The organism is Pseudomonas sp. 478 (genome assembly GCF_003254125.1).
Classification (GTDB): Bacteria; Pseudomonadota; Gammaproteobacteria; order Pseudomonadales; family Pseudomonadaceae; genus Aquipseudomonas.
Map to the genome: position 1 here is coordinate 228,846 of NZ_QKZG01000001.1, position 15,738 is coordinate 244,583.

The 15,738-nt window shown below is 56.9% G+C and carries 14 protein-coding genes; 7 read left to right on the forward strand and 7 right to left on the reverse strand.

Going from position 1 to position 15,738, the window contains the following annotated elements:
* Nucleotides 1-14 precede the first annotated feature (14 nt).
* On the reverse strand, nt 15-704 hold the full coding sequence (phoB, locus tag DFS28_RS01125) for a phosphate regulon transcriptional regulator PhoB (protein WP_046045002.1): 690 nt from the start codon (nt 702-704) through the stop codon (nt 15-17).
* A gap of 152 nt (nt 705-856) precedes the next feature.
* Here phoB and DFS28_RS01130 point away from each other — a divergent pair, with 152 nt between their 5' ends.
* A complete protein-coding gene (locus tag DFS28_RS01130) occupies nt 857-1,240 on the forward strand; it encodes a hypothetical protein (protein WP_111448241.1) in 384 nt (127 codons plus the stop codon).
* 89 nt (nt 1,241-1,329) lie between these two features.
* Here the strand turns inward: DFS28_RS01130 and ubiA are convergent, their stop codons facing one another.
* Together ubiA and DFS28_RS01140 are read right to left on the reverse strand one after the other, a co-directional pair.
* Nucleotides 1,330-2,220: a 4-hydroxybenzoate octaprenyltransferase gene (gene ubiA / locus DFS28_RS01135; RefSeq protein WP_111448242.1), complete on the reverse strand. Its 891-nt coding sequence runs from the start codon at nt 2,218-2,220 to the stop codon at nt 1,330-1,332.
* On the reverse strand, nt 2,220-2,783 hold the full coding sequence (locus DFS28_RS01140) for a chorismate lyase (protein WP_111448243.1): 564 nt from the start codon (nt 2,781-2,783) through the stop codon (nt 2,220-2,222). The genes ubiA and DFS28_RS01140 overlap by 1 nt, the downstream gene beginning before the upstream one ends.
* 200 nt (nt 2,784-2,983) lie before the next feature.
* Between DFS28_RS01140 and DFS28_RS01145 the strand changes: the two genes are divergently transcribed.
* The 4 genes from DFS28_RS01145 (at nt 2,984) to DFS28_RS01160 (ending at nt 6,481) form a co-directional block, all read left to right on the forward strand.
* A complete protein-coding gene (locus DFS28_RS01145) occupies nt 2,984-3,151 on the forward strand; it encodes a rubredoxin (RefSeq protein WP_007954349.1) in 168 nt (55 codons plus the stop codon).
* A 20-nt stretch (nt 3,152-3,171) separates the two neighbouring features.
* Nucleotides 3,172-4,320: an NAD(P)/FAD-dependent oxidoreductase gene (locus DFS28_RS01150; RefSeq protein WP_008150072.1), complete on the forward strand. Its 1,149-nt coding sequence runs from the start codon at nt 3,172-3,174 to the stop codon at nt 4,318-4,320.
* Nucleotides 4,321-4,512: 192 nt separating this feature from the next.
* Nucleotides 4,513-4,788, forward strand: a complete 276-nt coding sequence (locus DFS28_RS01155) for an HU family DNA-binding protein (RefSeq protein WP_003213368.1) — start codon at nt 4,513-4,515, stop codon at nt 4,786-4,788.
* 418 nt (nt 4,789-5,206) lie between these two features.
* Nucleotides 5,207-6,481 carry a glycoside hydrolase family 68 protein gene (locus DFS28_RS01160; protein ID WP_111448244.1) on the forward strand — a complete coding sequence of 425 codons (1,275 nt, stop codon included), beginning with the start codon at nt 5,207-5,209 and terminating at the stop codon, nt 6,479-6,481.
* Nucleotides 6,482-6,929: 448 nt separating this feature from the next.
* Here the strand turns inward: DFS28_RS01160 and DFS28_RS01165 are convergent, their stop codons facing one another.
* The 4 genes from DFS28_RS01165 to tssI all read right to left on the reverse strand — a co-directional run bounded on the left by DFS28_RS01165 (nt 6,930) and on the right by tssI (nt 12,967).
* Entirely contained in the window at nt 6,930-7,325 is a 396-nt protein-coding gene (locus DFS28_RS01165) for a DUF6124 family protein (RefSeq protein ID WP_111448245.1), read from the reverse strand.
* Nucleotides 7,326-7,744: 419 nt separating this feature from the next.
* Complete coding sequence (locus DFS28_RS01170; protein WP_111448246.1) at nt 7,745-8,851, reverse strand: hypothetical protein; 1,107 nt, start codon at nt 8,849-8,851, stop codon at nt 7,745-7,747.
* A gap of 14 nt (nt 8,852-8,865) precedes the next feature.
* The gene (locus tag DFS28_RS01175) at nt 8,866-9,552 is read right to left on the reverse strand and encodes a DUF2931 family protein (protein ID WP_111448247.1); all 687 of its coding nucleotides are present in this window, start codon (nt 9,550-9,552) and stop codon (nt 8,866-8,868) included.
* On the reverse strand, nt 9,545-12,967 hold the full coding sequence (tssI, locus tag DFS28_RS01180; RefSeq protein ID WP_111448248.1) for a type VI secretion system tip protein TssI/VgrG: 3,423 nt from the start codon (nt 12,965-12,967) through the stop codon (nt 9,545-9,547). Before tssI ends, DFS28_RS01175 begins: the two co-directional genes overlap by 8 nt.
* A gap of 675 nt (nt 12,968-13,642) precedes the next feature.
* Here tssI and tssA point away from each other — a divergent pair.
* Nucleotides 13,643-15,199: a type VI secretion system protein TssA gene (gene tssA, locus DFS28_RS01185; protein WP_111448249.1), complete on the forward strand. Its 1,557-nt coding sequence runs from the start codon at nt 13,643-13,645 to the stop codon at nt 15,197-15,199.
* Nucleotides 15,200-15,231: 32 nt separating this feature from the next.
* Nucleotides 15,232-15,735, forward strand: a complete 504-nt coding sequence (gene tssB, locus DFS28_RS01190; RefSeq protein WP_111448250.1) for a type VI secretion system contractile sheath small subunit — start codon at nt 15,232-15,234, stop codon at nt 15,733-15,735.
* Nucleotides 15,736-15,738 lie beyond the last annotated feature (3 nt).

A 15,738-nucleotide genomic window follows, 5' to 3' on the forward strand; every position in this document is an offset into this window, starting at 1 on the left:
GAGATAGATCCGGATCAGGCCTTGGTGGAGAACCGGTAGCCGGTGCCGCGCACGGTTTGTACCAGATTTTCGTAAGCATCACCGAGGGCTTTGCGCAGGCGGCGGATGTGCACGTCGACGGTGCGCTCTTCAACATACACGTTGCCGCCCCAGACCTGATCCAGCAACTGGCCACGGGTGTAGGCACGTTCCTGGTGGGTCATGAAGAATTGCAGCAGGCGGTATTCGGTCGGGCCCATCTCGGCGGGTTTGCCGTCGATGGTCACGCGGTGGCTGATCGGGTCCAGCAGCAGGCCGCCGACTTCGATCGGCGTCTCGCCATCGGTTGGCCCGGCACGGCGCAGCACGGCCTTCAGGCGCGCAACCAGCTCACGTGGGGAAAAAGGCTTGGTGATGTAGTCATCGGCGCCGACTTCCAGGCCCTGGATCTTGTTGTCCTCTTCGCCTTTGGCAGTGAGCATGATGATCGGGATGTCCCCGGTCAGCTCATCGCGCTTGAGGCGGCGGGCCAGCTCGATGCCGGACGTGCCGGGCAGCATCCAGTCGAGCAGGATCAGGTCCGGCTTGCGGTCGACGATGATGGCGTGGGCCTGTTGCGAGTTCTCAGCCTCCATGCAGTCATAGCCGGCCATCTCCAACGCAACGGCGATCATTTCGCGAATGGGCGCTTCGTCGTCGACGATCAGAATGCTCCTGCCAACCATGCCTTTAATCCTCTTGTCATTTAACTGTCTTGCGCCGCATTAGATAACGGAATTATTGCAGTCGTGTGACAGTATTTTAGTCGCCCGGCGATTGTCATGATCCTGAACTAAGCTCTAAGTCCGACTCCTGACAACCACAAAGGAAGGTTTCCATGAAACACATTGCTCAAACCTGGAAGGCTCTGCTGGTCACGGCTGCGCTAACGCTGCCGACACTGGCCTTCGCCGCCGATCCGGCGATGATGAAAGACGGGATGATGGTCGATCATAAGGGCATGACGGTGTACACATACGACAAGGACTCAGGCGGAAAGTCGATGTGCAACGGCGAGTGCGCTGAATACTGGCCGCCAATGATGGCGCCGGCGGGCGCCAAGCCCGAAGGCAAGTGGAGCACGATCAAGCGTGACGACGGTAAGATGCAGTGGGCCTATGACGGCAAGCCGCTTTACACGTTCATGAAGGACAAAAAACCTGGTGACATGGCAGGCGACAATATGAAAGAAGTCTGGCACATCATGCGCGAGCATAAATAAGCGATTCGCCTGCGCCGTAAACAGTTCGCAGCCTGAGGTCGCTCCATCCCCCTGTTGGAGCTGGCGCAGGCTGCGATCTTTTCCAACGGTCAATGCAGCGCGTAATCCAGCACGATCCCGACAAAAATCGCCAACCCGGCCCAATGGTTGTGCAGAAACGCCTTGAAGCAACGCATCCGGTCCTTGCCACGGGTGTACCAGAATTCCCACGCAAAACAGCCCGCCGCCGCCAGCAATCCCAAGTGGAACCAGCCGCCGAGTTCGAATTTCGACCCGGCCAGCAGCAGGCAACCCAGCGCCAGCCCCTGCAGGATCAAAATGATCACCCGGTCTGCTTCGCCAAACAGAATGGCCGTGGATTTCACGCCGATCTTCAAATCGTCGTCGCGGTCGGTCATGGCGTAATAAGTGTCGTAGCCCACCGTCCACAGCAGGTTGGCGATCCACAGCAACCACGCCGCCGCTGGCAGCTCACCGGTTTGGGCGGTGAATGCCATCGGCATCCCCCAGGAGAACGCCGCGCCCAGCACCACTTGCGGGTAATAGGTGTAGCGCTTCATGAACGGGTAAGTGAAGGCCAGTGCCAAACCGCCGAACGACAGCCAGACCGTAGCCGCATTGGTGCACAACACCAGCAGGAAACTCACGCCCATCAGCAGCGCGAAGAACACCAGTGCTTCTTTGGAACTGATCTTGCCGCTCACCAACGGCCGCTGTTCTGTGCGTTTCACGTGGCCGTCGACCTTGCGGTCCGCCCAATCGTTGATCACGCAGCCGCCGGCGCGGGTCAGCACCACGCCCAGGACGAAAATCACGATGTTGGCCAGCGACGGCGAACCTTTACCAGCAATCCACAGCGCCCACAGCGTCGGCCACAGCAGCAGGTAAATGCCGATCGGTTTGTCCATGCGGGTCAGCTGAATGAAATCCCAGGCCCGTGGATTCAAGCGATTCAGGGACTTGAGCAGGCTCTGATACATCAGCAGTTCTCCGGATGGGCGCGGGTAGCGTTCCATAAGGTCGGCAAGAAAATTTCGGCCACCAGCACGCTCAAGGCGCCGCGGTCGAAACGCGAACGGCGGCCCCACAGTTCAGGTGCCCGGCACTCCATCGGCAGCCACGCCTGAGGGTAGTGACAAACCTCAATGACGCGCCGTTGAAATGCCTGATCGCAAAACAGCAATTCGCCCAGGGAGCGGCTGCCCAATTCGTCCATGTGCAGACCGTCGCCCTGCAATGCACTGCGCGCTGCCACGCTGCGGGCAAACACCCAGGCTTCGCCGTGGCCGCGCAGATACACCTCGCGAACCCAGCCCTCGCTGCCTTCGGCCAGGTCCAGCGCGGCACATTCGTCGGCGCGCAGTGATTGCCAGCCTTCGAAGAGTGGCGTGACGCTGAAACCGTCATTCGACAGACGGATCAGCCGTCGGGTCAAAGAGCCTTCATCGAACAACCAGTCGAGCGTAGACGTGTCGGGGAGGGGCGTCAGTTGGCTTCGAGGGAGCCAAAGCGGGGTCACGGCGGGGGATTTTGAGTGCGGCACAGTGAGTCATTATTGGCAGCAAATGAGGCGGCGAGCTTACCATGTCAGCCTGCGATTTTGATTGATCCGGCCGGCCATTGCGTCGAACAGGCTTGCATCTGCCGGGCCCGATCAGTACAAAACGCGCTGAGCCGGACGGCAGCGCTCCAACCATCGACCGTTCGTGCCGGCAAAAGCCTGAATCCTGAGGATGTACGTGAATGAAAAAGTGGCAATGTGTGGTCTGCGGCCTGATTTACAACGAAGCCGACGGCTGGCCGGATGACGGCATTGCGCCGGGCACCCTGTGGCAAGACGTGCCGGAAGACTGGCTGTGCCCGGACTGCGGCGTAGGCAAAATGGATTTCGAAATGATCGAAATCAACTAAGACTTTTAGAGGAGTAAGGAATGAACGCACCTGTCGTAATCGTCGGCACCGGGCTGGCTGGCTACAACCTGGCCCGGGAGTTTCGCAAACTCGATGGCGAAACCCCGCTGCTGTTGATTACTGCCGATGACGGACGCTCCTACTCCAAGCCGATGCTCTCCACCGGCTTCGGCAAAAACAAAGACGCTGACGGCCTGAGCATGGCCGAACCCGGCACCATGGCCGAGCAGTTGAAGGCCGAAGTGCGCACACACACGCGCATCAGCGGCATTGATCCTGGCCACAAGCGCTTGTGGATCGGTGAGGAAGCGGTGTTTTACCGTGACCTGATCCTCGCTTGGGGCGCTGAAACCGTGCGAGTGCCGATCGAAGGCGATGCGGCTGACGCAGTCTTTCCGATCAACGACCTGGAAGACTACGCACGCTTTCGCGCCGCGGCGGCCGGCAAACGTCGGGTGTTGCTGCTCGGCGCCGGCCTGATTGGTTGCGAATTCGCCAACGACCTGATTCTTGGCGGCTACGAGGTGCAACTGGTTGCACCGTGCGAGCAAGTCATGCCGACCCTGTTGCACCCGGCGGCGGCCGCTGCGGTCCAGGCCGGGCTGGAAAGCCTGGGCGCACGCTTCCACCTCGGGCCGGTGCTCAACCGCTTGCAGCGCGTTGAAGATGGACTGGAAGCGCATCTGTCCGATGGCCAGGTGATCCCTTGCGATGTGGTGGTGTCGGCCATTGGTCTGCGTCCGCGCATCGACCTGGCGGCTGCGGCCGGTGTGCAGGTCAATCGCGGCGTGGTGGTCGATCGCCACCTGAAAACCTCCCACGCCAATATCTATGCCCTGGGCGACTGCGCCGAAGTCGATGGGCTGAATCTGTTGTACGTGATGCCCCTCATGAGCTGTGCGAGAGCGCTGGCTCAGACCCTCGCCGGAAACCCGACGGCGGTGAGCTATGGCCCGATGCCCATCACCGTTAAAACGCCGGTCTGCCCATTGGTGGTTTCGCCGCCACCACGGGGTTTGGAGGGCGTCTGGACAGTCGAAGGGCAGGGCGCGGACATCAAGGTATTGTGCCGCGATGCCAGCGGCAAATTGCTGGGCTATGCCCTGACAGGCGCGGCGGTGATGGAAAAACTGGCCCTGAACAAAGAGCTTCCGGCACTGCTGGCGTAAATACCGGTCGTTCTGTCGGAATCACCCCTCTTTTGCCCCTACAAAGGTCGCGTCGAGACTGGCGCGGCTCTTCACTGCGTGCCATCCTCACTCCCGTCTGCCGCAGAGTAGAGCATCTGCGGCGCTTTGGGCGCTGTTCCAACGAGAACAGCACGGACATAACAACAAAAAACCGTCAAAGGGGCTTCACTAATGCGTAAACCAGAACTCGCCGCTGCAATTGCTGAAAAAGCAGACCTCACCAAAGAGCAGGCCAACCGCGTTCTCAACGCCGTTCTCGAAGAAATCACCGGCGCTCTGCACCGCAAGGACAGCGTCACGCTGGTGGGCTTCGGTACCTTCCTGCAACGCCACCGCGGTGCCCGCACCGGCAAAAACCCGCAAACCGGTGAGCCCGTCAAAATCAAGGCCAGCAACACGGTTGCGTTCAAGCCAGGCAAATCGTTGAAAGACAGCGTTAATCCGTAACACGCACCGACTTCCCGCGTAGCGCGGGAGCGGGATAAAAAATGGGCACGCCAACTGGGTTGGGTGCCCATTTTTTTTGGGTTCTTCACGGCCTTGTTGGGCTTTGCGCAGGATGCGCTGACTCAGTTGACCGATCCGCCCAGTCCCTGCTTCCGCCCGTTGCATCGGCTACGCATACCCTCGACCGACCAGCGGTTAAACGCACTTGTTTCGCAGGCAACGTCGTCGATCTGGCTCAGAAAAAACTTCTATAAAAATCGCAAGCTGAAACGTATCAGCTTCAGAAAAACATCAAATTATGCACAAATGCATTTTTTTCTTGACCCATAAGATTGAGTCTCTTAAGGTTAAGTCACTGTATGCACATACAGTATTTTTTGATCAATATTTAATCCATTCATGGACGAGGCATTACCCTATGAAAAGCAACACTGAAAAATTCGGCAAAACGCCCCATCAATCCAGCCTCTGGACCCGCGCTGATGCGCTGAAAGTCCGCGCGGACGATCCCACCACCACCCAACCGCTGGTTAGCGCGGATTTCCCGGTATTGAGCAACGAAGTGTTCATCTGGGACACCATGCCGCTGCGCGACTTGGATGGTAACGTGACGTCCGTCGATGGCTGGTCGGTGATCTTCACCCTGACTGCCGATCGTCATCCAAACGACCCGGAGTACATCGACGAGAACGGCAACTACAACATCACCCGCGACTGGAACGATCGCCACGGTCGGGCAAAGATGTACTACTGGTTTTCTCGTACCGGCAAGGACTGGAAACTCGGCGGCCGTGTGATGGCTGAAGGGGTTTCGCCGACCGTTCGCGAATGGGCCGGTTCGCCGATCCTGTTGAATGACCAGGGTGAGGTGGACCTGTATTACACCGCCGTCACCCCGGGCGCGACCATCGTCAAGGTGCGGGGCCGGGTGGTGACCACCGAACATGGCGTCAGCATGGTCGGCTTCGAGAAGGTCAAGCCGCTGTTCGAGGCCGACGGCAAGATGTACCAGACCGAAGCACAGAATTCCTTCTGGGGCTTCCGTGATCCATGGCCATTCCGCGACCCGAAGGACGGCAAGCTGTACATGCTGTTCGAAGGCAACGTGGCCGGCGAGCGCGGCTCGCACAAGGTGGGTGAAGCGGAAATCGGCGATGTACCGCCGGGTTATGAAAACGTCGGCAACTCGCGCTTCCAGACCGCCTGTGTCGGCATCGCCGTGGCCCGTGACGCGGACGGTGACGACTGGGAAATGCTACCGCCGCTGCTGACCGCTGTGGGGGTCAACGACCAGACCGAACGCCCGCACTTCGTGTTCCAGGACGGCAAGTACTACCTGTTCACCATCAGCCATACGTTCACCTATGCCGATGGTGTGACCGGGCCGGACGGGGTGTACGGTTTTGTCGCGGATTCGCTGTTCGGCCCTTACGTGCCGTTGAACGGTTCCGGCCTGGTGCTGGGCAACCCGTCTTCTCAGCCGTTCCAGACCTACTCGCACTATGTGATGCCCAACGGCCTGGTGACCTCCTTTATCGACAGCGTACCGACCGACGAAACCGGCACGCAGATTCGTATCGGCGGCACTGAGGCGCCGACGGTGGGCATGAAGATAAAAGGGCAGCAGACGTTCGTGGTGGCCGAGTACGACTACGGTTATATCCCGCCGATGCTCGACGTCACGCTCAAGTAATAGCGATACAGGGCTTTCAGGCTGCGGGTTTGAGGTCGACGAAAAAACCGTTGTTGATATGATCGAGATATCCCGCCTGATTCACTGCGACGTTGCTCGCAAGCCCCATTGAACAATGTGAAGTAACAGCCCTTCGTTGCTGGTTGCAAGGATGCAGCCAGTAACGAATATCTTCCCTGCGCTACCGCCTCCTGTTCGTCAGGTCAGCATTTTGCCTCGCGTTTCCTTCAGATTCGCAGTCACCCGCGACACCCTTGCCTCTGGCGAACACCTCCTCTTGCCGGGTGTGTAAAGGGCTTCTACCTCCAACTCACCACCACAGTGAGCCAAACGGCGCCAGTCACGGCGTTACTCGCCATGCCTGGCGCACCCATAAAAAGGTTCTTCACGGTTTTCCGGGGAAGAACCTTTTTTTTATGGGGGGCGGAGTACTTTTTTTCTTGGTCGATCAACTGACTCGGCTGTGTTGCCTGGCGAGAATCGCCGCCATCTCCGGCTCATCCAGATGATCCAGCATTCGCTCCACCAACAAATGCACCCCGTCAGCCATACGGCTGAGCGCCAGGGCTACGGAGCGGCGTGAGCCGTCCACATCGTCGGCGAGGTTGGCGGCGATGGCGCTGATGGACAGCAAATCTTCCGAGGCATTGGCGAGAAGGGTTTCAGGGTTGATACCCGGGCAGACGCTGAAGAGCTGGCCGTTGCGTTTGGGTGGTTTCGGTTCGGCTGGTGGAAAGTGGTGATTGAGGGCGCGCTCGGCGGCTTCGTTGAGTTTGTTTGAATCGGGGCTTTCGTAGGGGGAGACTGGATCGGTGTCGGGTGGGTTGGGTGTGACCTTGAACATGATCTTCAATTCCTTGAATGATGCTGACAACACTTCGCCGACTAAACGAAGGGGTGGCAGCTGTGCGCAGGTTAGTCGGACCGGGGAATTGAAGAAGCCGGCGCACCCGAAGGTGCCCTACGCACAGCCACCATCAAATGCAGGTAGGAAATACCTGTCTGACAGAAGCTTGTGCATCTTCAATTACCAGCGAGCGACTAAACCCGATCACTGATGGGCAGTGACAGGAACCAAGTTACCGACCGCGCCCAAGGCGCACAAGCCGGCGGATTCTGGCGTAGCCGTAGGCAACGGCGCAAGGTGTTGTAGCTTGCAGGAAGTAACCTTGAGGCGTTTTAAACGGGTCGTTGTCGAGCGATGTTTAAGCCGTGGAGAAGCAACACCTGAGCTTCCTGAAAATCCTCACCAGACCGAGCATGTTAACGACGGCGAAAGCATGCCTTGCCGTTGCCAAAATCTACCGCGAGGCAGTCAGGCTCGATGGCGAGTCGCAGGTCCTGAAACAGAAGAGACAACTCACCATTGGCGGGTACGGCGTAGTCCTTCCAATCCACACGCATCCATCTCATATCAGGCAGGGTAGGAATCCACTCGATTTCGTCCTTTGAGCCTTGAGTGTGCAGGCCGATCTTCTCCAAGGTCCTCGTGGGAGAGTAGGGCAGGGATAATCTCTCTTGCTTCGAATCCGCCCAGACCTGTTGCTTGGTAGAGCCATCGTCAAATCTCCAGTACACATCGACAGGCGTTATGGCGGGCGTGCTGATTGGATCGAAGTGATAAACCGTGATGAGGTAATTCTTCAGAATTCGACTTTGCTCATCATCGTTCAGATCACGTTGAATTTCGGCCAGTCCCTTTTCTTTACGCGGGGTGAACGCGATAGGCTGGCTTTTCTCTTTTTTCCAGCCGATACCGAACCAGCGGCTATCCGGCGAAACGTCAATCCATTGAGTCGGGCCGGAATCACGGGAGGTCCCAAAGCCTATTTTTGTCAGCGTTCTTTGTGGGTCGTAAGGCAGCCAGAGGTCCGTTGTTTCATTTGACTTCAATAACTGCTGGCTCCCGGGGCCTGCGGAAAACTCAAAATAAAGGTACACAGGATCGATGGCCGGAGGTTTTGGGCGCTGGTCGTATTGCATCTGCAAAATGTAGTGAGTCTGTGCGAAGTTAGCCGTGTCGTTATCGATCTCGTCGTAATTGCCGTGCTGGATTCGATAACTCTCCTCCAATTCAGCCAGGTTCCTTGTTCTGGGCATTTCGAAAGCCAGTTTTTTAGCTGCATGAGGGTCAGCTTCACTTGTTAGCGTCAGCGTATTACTCTCGATACTCCACGTTCCCTTCGCAGCACCGTTGGCACTCCCGTACGCAGCAGCTGCTGCAAAAGATCCGTCCTTTTGAAGAACCAGCCTAGCGGCCATTTCCATGGCCCCGTACAAATAATAATCCCCCTCTATTGGGCGGGACTCTGCGGCGTTTGCAAAAGGCAGCCACACAAGCGCTGCGAAAAATATTGTTCTTAAATCCATTTGATTCTCTCTCCTTACCAGCTTTCGAACGGGATGCCGAATTTGTCGATGTAGGCTTTTGATTCTTCTGAAAGCGGGCGGTGTTTCCCGTTGGATGTGCCCCCGTAGGGGCCTTTGGGATGGATCGTGCCTTGGACTCGGGTGACTTCGGTCGATTTAAGACAAGGCCCTCCCAACCACACCTTGGCGATTCCTCCTGGCGCCAGGCCGATAGTCAAAAACTTTCGGTAATCGGTTTTCCATTTGCCTACCGCACCGCAATAAGCTGTTTCACCCTTGAGCATGGTGTCCCGCGCAGATTCAGGGATCTCGATGTAGGCCCCGTAGGTCTGCGGTTCTGCCATGGACTGCCAACGTACATAGACCAAACGAGGCAGGTCAGCCCCGGTGACATACCGGCCTTTTCCTGCAGGATCTTCTCGCCATCCAGCTGGTTTGCCTCTGAACTCGGACGGTACGCCTTTGCTCATTGCGCGTGGATACCCCATAGCCGGTATACCGCTGCCCGCGCGAAGGAACACGCGCTCATTGATATCAACGACACTGGCCGTTTCGATCCAGACTTCCATATAGTCAGGCGAAAAAAAATCAAGGCTCCACGCGTCATAAGGTAGTGATCTGCTCTCGACAGAGGCACATCCTCCCAACAACACAAAAAGCAGTGCAAAGCCGGACTTAAGCAAGGGTGAGCACCTATGCATTGGGATGCACCACGCGTTTATAGTTTTCGGCAGGTCGATTAATAAACACGACGTTCAGATCGCTATTGTTCCAGCCTTTGGCAGCATTCCAGTTCGCAGACAGATGGATATAACGGCGGTAAAGCAGCTCCTCTTCGTCGAGGCTCAGGCTCGTGCGGCGAGTGTCACCTAACGCATAAGCCATCAGTTTTTGGGCAATCGGTTTCAGCTCTGTCGGTAATGCGTACGTTTGATCCTCTTCGTCAATAACCTTGAACGGGACGTCGTGCCTGGCCCCCAACTCGCGCATGATTCGCAGGTAAACCAACGCCAGATCGTTGCGGACAGTCCGCTCGCTGTGGACCGCGGCATAAGCATTTTTCGATTTGGATCTGTCGCCTTTTGCGTTGCCAGTCATCTCCACCGCCCAGGTTCTCACCTCCAGTGTTAGCCCATACAGATTGAGTTGATCCTGAAGGCGGCCTAGCTCTTGCTCAGCCCAACGATAGGCGGTTGACGCTGTGGAAGGCACGTGAAGTTCCATATCGCGGCTGCAGCGCGGCTTGCTAAGCAGAACTCGTTCAATGAAATTTGGTATATAACCTCCACCCACGTCGGAGTGGACGCCGGGCAGCTTGATATCAGCAGCGCCGGCGCTATTGAGTGAGAAGTTATGGCGACGCTCATCCCGCGCCACCAAATGCACGACCTTTTTTGCCACATCGGGCGCCAGATACAAGTTAACACCGGGGTTGTTGGCGTCGTGGACGCTAAAGTCACCGTCAGCCATGCTGCCTATTGCGGCAGCGGTGTCGAAAATGCCGATAAAGTTGATGGAGAAATCGGTGTTGGTGCGCCAGGAAAAGTCCTCGGTAAACAACGTCGCATTGCCTGGAAGCAGCGCTGCCAATGGACTCTTCTCTCCTTTCTGGACTTCATTGGCAAAATGCCGCGCAGCGGCGGCACCGCGACTGAAACCGAAGATATCGAACTCGACACGTTCAACCTTTCGATCAGGATTAGATCGCTTGAACCGCTCAACCCTTTCGAGAATACGCGCTGGACTCTGCGCAACCCGTGCTAATACACCGTGTGCACCTACGCCGGTTGCCAATGAAAAAGGTGAATCTTCTTCACCACTGCTGGTGCCAATTCCATCCAGATAAATTGGGATGTACCCAATGGTTTCTTCAATAGCCAATAACCGCTTACTGTCATCGCCATACAAGTCATGCAGCTTCGCCACATTACTCGTGTCATTCCCATAACTGCTGTCCGGCGTGTTCCCCTGAACGTCATACCCATGTGCCTGACAAAACTGTCGAATATCCTCAGCCTCCTCCAGCAGATTCACATCCCGCGCATAACACCCGGTAACCATTTCACTGTTGGATCGGTTATTCCCGGTGCCATCAAAAAACACGCCAATCCGCAAAGTAATCCCTTCCTCTTCGACTTCTTCCTCCTCTTCCTCCAGCTCATCCGATTCATTTTCTTCTGATGGCTCAGGCGCGACGGATACCAACAAGCCCGCCGCAGCCCCCTGAAGCAATGTATGTGCGGCCGCACCCGGCTTGGGAGAGCCACCGATCTCAATCGCGCTACTACTGAAAATACCGTCGGCGTTCATCACGATGTGCTGACCGCCGACCTTCACAGAAATACTCTCACCCGCATCAATTACGAGGTGCGCGCCTGCCTTGATGTGCACGTGCTCACCGGCTTCTATAACCAGCGTTTCATCAGTTCTCGTGTGGCTGTCGCCAGAGACATGCAGGTAGTCGTTGCCGCTGACCTGGATTTTTCGATCCGACGTGATAGTGAGGTGCTCTTCAGATCCGAGCACCGTAATACGGTCGCCCTTGATGGTGACTCGACTCTCATTACCCACCTCAATCCGGCTGTCGTTTCCAACCTTCTGCTCCATATCCCGCTGAGCACGCAGGTGGACCAACTCATCGCCAGCGCGATCGTCCATCGACAATTCGTTGTAGCCACCCGTAGTGGGGGAGCTGTGGGTACGAAGTACGGTTTTGGTTTTGTTTTCGGGCAATGGGTAGGCCGGCGGCGTGACCTTGTTGATCAGGCAGCCGGTGATCAATGGATTATCGGGATTGCCTTCGAGGTAGGTGACGAGGACTTCCATCCCGATACGCGGAATGATCACTGTGCCAAAGTTGTCCCCCGCCCAGCCGGACGCTACCCGCAGCCAGCAACTGCTGTTTTCAGTGTTGCGTTCAGACCGGTCCCAGTGAAATTTGACTTTGACGCGACCGTATTCATCGCAATAGATCTCTTCACCGACAGGTCCGGTGACGCGGGCGGTCTGGCAGTTCAGCATGGGTCTTGGTGCAGGCATCGGTGGCCGATGAAACACATCCCAGGGAATCGCACTGAAGCTGTTGCGGTAGCCTTGGGAAAAGCCGTCCTCAGGTTCGGTCGCGTTGGTGACTGACTCTTCGAGCACCGAAGGTTGCTTTCCAGAGTGGGTCACGCTTAACAGCAGCCATAGATCGTTGTGCGTTTCGTGTGGGCAATTCGTCAGGTCGAAAAAGTGGCCGCTGCGCAGCGTGGGCTGGTCGCTTTTGCCTTCCGCCAACTGATAATCGACTCGGTGCCGTTCCAGTGCCTGCCGGGCAAGCTCTTTGCCGCGCTTTTCGCTCTCTAATGGCAGCGGGTAACTATAGTCTTCGAGCTTGGGGTCGAACTCAGCGGTAAAGCGACTTTCCAACAACGCATTCGGGCGTTTCAGGTCGTAGTCACGGCGGGTTACCACGCTGGGGCGGGTTTTGAAACCCATGGAAAACTGGCTGACGACCGGATGCTCCGCCACCATGCCGGAGTCTTGCTGATACGGCGTTTCGCCCAGTTTTTGGAAGAATGTCTGGTCATCGGTGAACACCAGCACATGGCCTTGCAAGGAATGCTGGTGATGCCACGTAATGCCTTCCTCGGCGCAGAGCCGCTGGACGAACTCCAAATCATTTTCCCGGTATTGAGTGCAGTATTCGCGCGGGGGACTTGCTTTGACGTGGAAGGCAAACGCATCGGCCAGAATGCCGTGCCCCTTGAAGACCTGAGCGATGATTTGCGGCACCGTCTGACCCTGGAAAATTCGCTGATCCTGGCTGAACTGCAGGTAATGCAGCGCCGGGACAAGGTTTACGCGATAGCGGGTCAGGCGTTTACCAGCATCACCCGCGGACACGCTTACGATGTGACCGTGAATACCTTCGCCGTTAAGTCCGAATTGCAAATAGGCAGGTTGGTCAAGCAGGCTTTCCAGATCGATATCCGGGTACTCGCTGACCAGATCGACGCTGATTGAGTACAGCGCGCTGATGGTTTCAGTGCCTTTAAAGGCCAGCACCTTAAAGTCGTTGCGAACCGTCGGGATTACGAGGGTGAATTGAGGGGCATTAGCGGGTGCGAACATGCGCTTGTCCTTTTGCTTTTTTAGCTCGTCCTTAAGCTGAGAGAGAGAAAATCGCGATGCCCGAGTCGTGCCTGGCCCGAGCAGGTCGCCAAAATGCCGTGCACGCTAACAAGGCATCCAAAGTATTGATGTAGGAGGGATCTTGGAGCCCGGTATGAAATTTCCGCGATACCGAAAGTTCCATTTTGGAACTTTGTTTGAACTATAAAAATGCCATCAAAATGATGGCACTTTTCTTATTGGCTGTTGACGCTGTCAATTAATTCATGGATGTCGGTAACATTTCGGAATGCTCCTACATTCTTCATTTTGTATTTTTGGCATGATTGGCGCCTGTCTCAGGGGGGCGAATCGGCAATGAATACGGCGTTTATTAAGGTTGAGGGGCTGAAGGCTCTATCTCAGTGGTTTCAGGCCAACTGGTCGCACGATGAACAATTAAACCAATCTCAGGGATTCCCCTGCTACATATAGGGACATCTCCTACGAGATAAAAACACACTTCGTCTTGTTGTTTAATCAGATGCTTGCTAGTGGCCATCATTGTGATTACGATGCGCGCACTTGAAAGAGCACGAACTCAATTGGATGAGACTCATCGCAGCTCTTTGATTCTGTCCCGCGTCGTTGGAAATCCAATAGACGTATGACTGTAATCCTAATTAAAGGCCATGGATGTCCTACTCAAGCAAACTTTCTGCTCATTACCTCGACCTCGCAAAAGCCTCTGTTTCCAAAGAGAATTTCGCGGGCGAGGATGTTCGCTTTTCGAGCGAATATGAGGCATTGGAAAGCGAGTTGGCCAAAGCTTCGTCCATGCACGAAAGCGGTCAGATCGACTGGCTGAAAATCCGTGAAAACAGTGAAAGCCTGCTGCGCACCCAGTCCAAGGACTTACGGGTTGGCGCTTGGCTGACCTGGGCCCTGTACCAGCGCGAATCCTTTCAAGGGCTGCTGGCCGGCCTCGGACTTTTGCACCACCTGTGCGAAAGCCACTGGGCCGAGCTTCATCCCAACAAGGCTCGCACCCGCTCCGCTGCCATCAGTTGGTTAGTGCCGCGTCTTGAGCAGGTGCTGACTGAAAACGTCGCGATCAAAGAGCAGTTGCCGATGTTCCGGCGGCTGGTCGAACACCTTGAAGGCCTCGATGCCGCTTGCACCGAGCACTTGGGCGACGATGCGCCGTTGTTGCTGCCGATCTCCCGCCGCTTGAAAAACATGGTTCAGCGCGCCGCCGACAACCAGCCCGAACCGGGTGTAGTGGGTGCCGCGGTGGCCCAGGTCAAACAGGCCGCCACGCAGCTGTTCACCCCCGGCGCGCCGATTGATAACGAAAAAGAAGCCCACAAGGCCCTGCGTGCCCAGCAGGAAAGCGCGCGGCCGTTGTGTGCCTGGTGGCTCAAGCAGAAAGCCACGGACCTGCGCGCCTTGCGCCTCAATCGCACACTGTTGTGGTTGCCCATCGACGCGGTGCCCGAGCGCAATGCCGAGCAAATCACCGTTCTGCGCGGCTTGCCGGCCGACAAGCTCAAGGCCTACCAGGACCGTTACGACCAGGCCAAATACGCTGACCTGCTGGTGGAACTGGAGGCGAGCCTGGCGAAGGCGCCATTCTGGTTCGATGGCCAGCGAATGGTTTGGGAGTGCCTCCAGGGGCTCAACGCCGAGATGGCTATGCGCGAAGTGGAAATCCACTTCGCGCTTTTGATTCAACGCCTGCCCGGCATCATCGAATTGCGATTCCATGACGGCGCCCCGTTTGCCGATCCGGCCACCCGCGCCTGGGTCAGCGCCCACGTCATGCCGCACCTGCAAAGCGCCAGTGCACCGCGCAAGGTCGAAGTCGCCGACACCCAGCCAGCCTGGGAAGTGGCCCTGGAAGAAGTCTTGCCGATCCTGCGCAAGGACGGCCTCAAGGCCGCCGTGCAGATCCTCAAGCAAGGCCTGCAAAGCGCCCAAGGCGGACGCGCCCGGTTCTTCTGGCAGTTCGCCCTCGCGCGGCTGTGCTTCATGGCCAAGAAATACGAACTGGCCAGGACCCAACTCGAAACACTGGACCAAACATTACAGGACTCAGGCCTGAACGCCTGGGAGCCCGATCTTGCGCTGGAAGTGCTGCATTTACTGCATAGCTGCTGCGAGTTGTTGCCGCAGAACCATGCCGTACGTGAACGCAAGGAAGAGATTTATCGCAGGCTGTGCCACCTCGATCTCGAAGTGGTACTCGAATAGGCCCCAGGGCCACAACCGCAAGGAGAATAGCCATGGCCAAAGAAGGCTCGGTAGCCCCCAAGGAACGCATCAACGTCACTTTCAAACCTGCCACCGGTGGCGCTCAGGAAGAGATTGAACTGCCGTTGAAACTACTGGCAATCGGTGACTACACCCACCGCAAGGACGAACGTAAAGTCGAAGATCGCAAGCCGATCAGCATCGACAAGATGACCTTCGACGAAGTGCTGGCCAAGCAAGAGCTGACCCTGACATTGAACGTGCCGAATCGTCTTCAGGAAGAGGGCAGCACTGAAGAGCTGGGCGTGCAACTGCGTGTCAACTCGATGAAGGACTTCAACCCGGCCAGCCTGGTCGAGCAAGTGCCTGAGCTGAAAAAACTGATGGAACTGCGCGACGCGCTGGTGGCCCTCAAAGGCCCGCTGGGTAATGCGCCTGCGTTCCGCAAAGCCATCGAAGGCGTTCTCGCCGACGACGAATCCCGCGGTCGCGTATTGGGTGAGCTGGGCTTGAATGCCGCAGCCCAGGACGTCTGAGTC

Coding starts and splice junctions, on each gene's coding strand:
- phoB (WP_046045002.1), bottom strand. CDS start 704: ATGGTTGGCAGGAGCATTCTGATCGTCGACGACGAAGCGCCCATTCGC.
- DFS28_RS01130 (WP_111448241.1), top strand. CDS start 857: ATGAAACACATTGCTCAAACCTGGAAGGCTCTGCTGGTCACGGCTGCG.
- ubiA (WP_111448242.1), bottom strand. CDS start 2,220: ATGTATCAGAGCCTGCTCAAGTCCCTGAATCGCTTGAATCCACGGGCC.
- DFS28_RS01145 (WP_007954349.1), top strand. CDS start 2,984: ATGAAAAAGTGGCAATGTGTGGTCTGCGGCCTGATTTACAACGAAGCC.
- DFS28_RS01150 (WP_008150072.1), top strand. CDS start 3,172: ATGAACGCACCTGTCGTAATCGTCGGCACCGGGCTGGCTGGCTACAAC.
- DFS28_RS01155 (WP_003213368.1), top strand. CDS start 4,513: ATGCGTAAACCAGAACTCGCCGCTGCAATTGCTGAAAAAGCAGACCTC.
- DFS28_RS01160 (WP_111448244.1), top strand. CDS start 5,207: ATGAAAAGCAACACTGAAAAATTCGGCAAAACGCCCCATCAATCCAGC.
- DFS28_RS01165 (WP_111448245.1), bottom strand. CDS start 7,325: ATGTTCAAGGTCACACCCAACCCACCCGACACCGATCCAGTCTCCCCC.
- DFS28_RS01170 (WP_111448246.1), bottom strand. CDS start 8,851: ATGGATTTAAGAACAATATTTTTCGCAGCGCTTGTGTGGCTGCCTTTT.
- DFS28_RS01175 (WP_111448247.1), bottom strand. CDS start 9,552: ATGCATAGGTGCTCACCCTTGCTTAAGTCCGGCTTTGCACTGCTTTTT.
- tssI (WP_111448248.1), bottom strand. CDS start 12,967: ATGTTCGCACCCGCTAATGCCCCTCAATTCACCCTCGTAATCCCGACG.
- tssA (WP_111448249.1), top strand. CDS start 13,643: ATGTCCTACTCAAGCAAACTTTCTGCTCATTACCTCGACCTCGCAAAA.
- tssB (WP_111448250.1), top strand. CDS start 15,232: ATGGCCAAAGAAGGCTCGGTAGCCCCCAAGGAACGCATCAACGTCACT.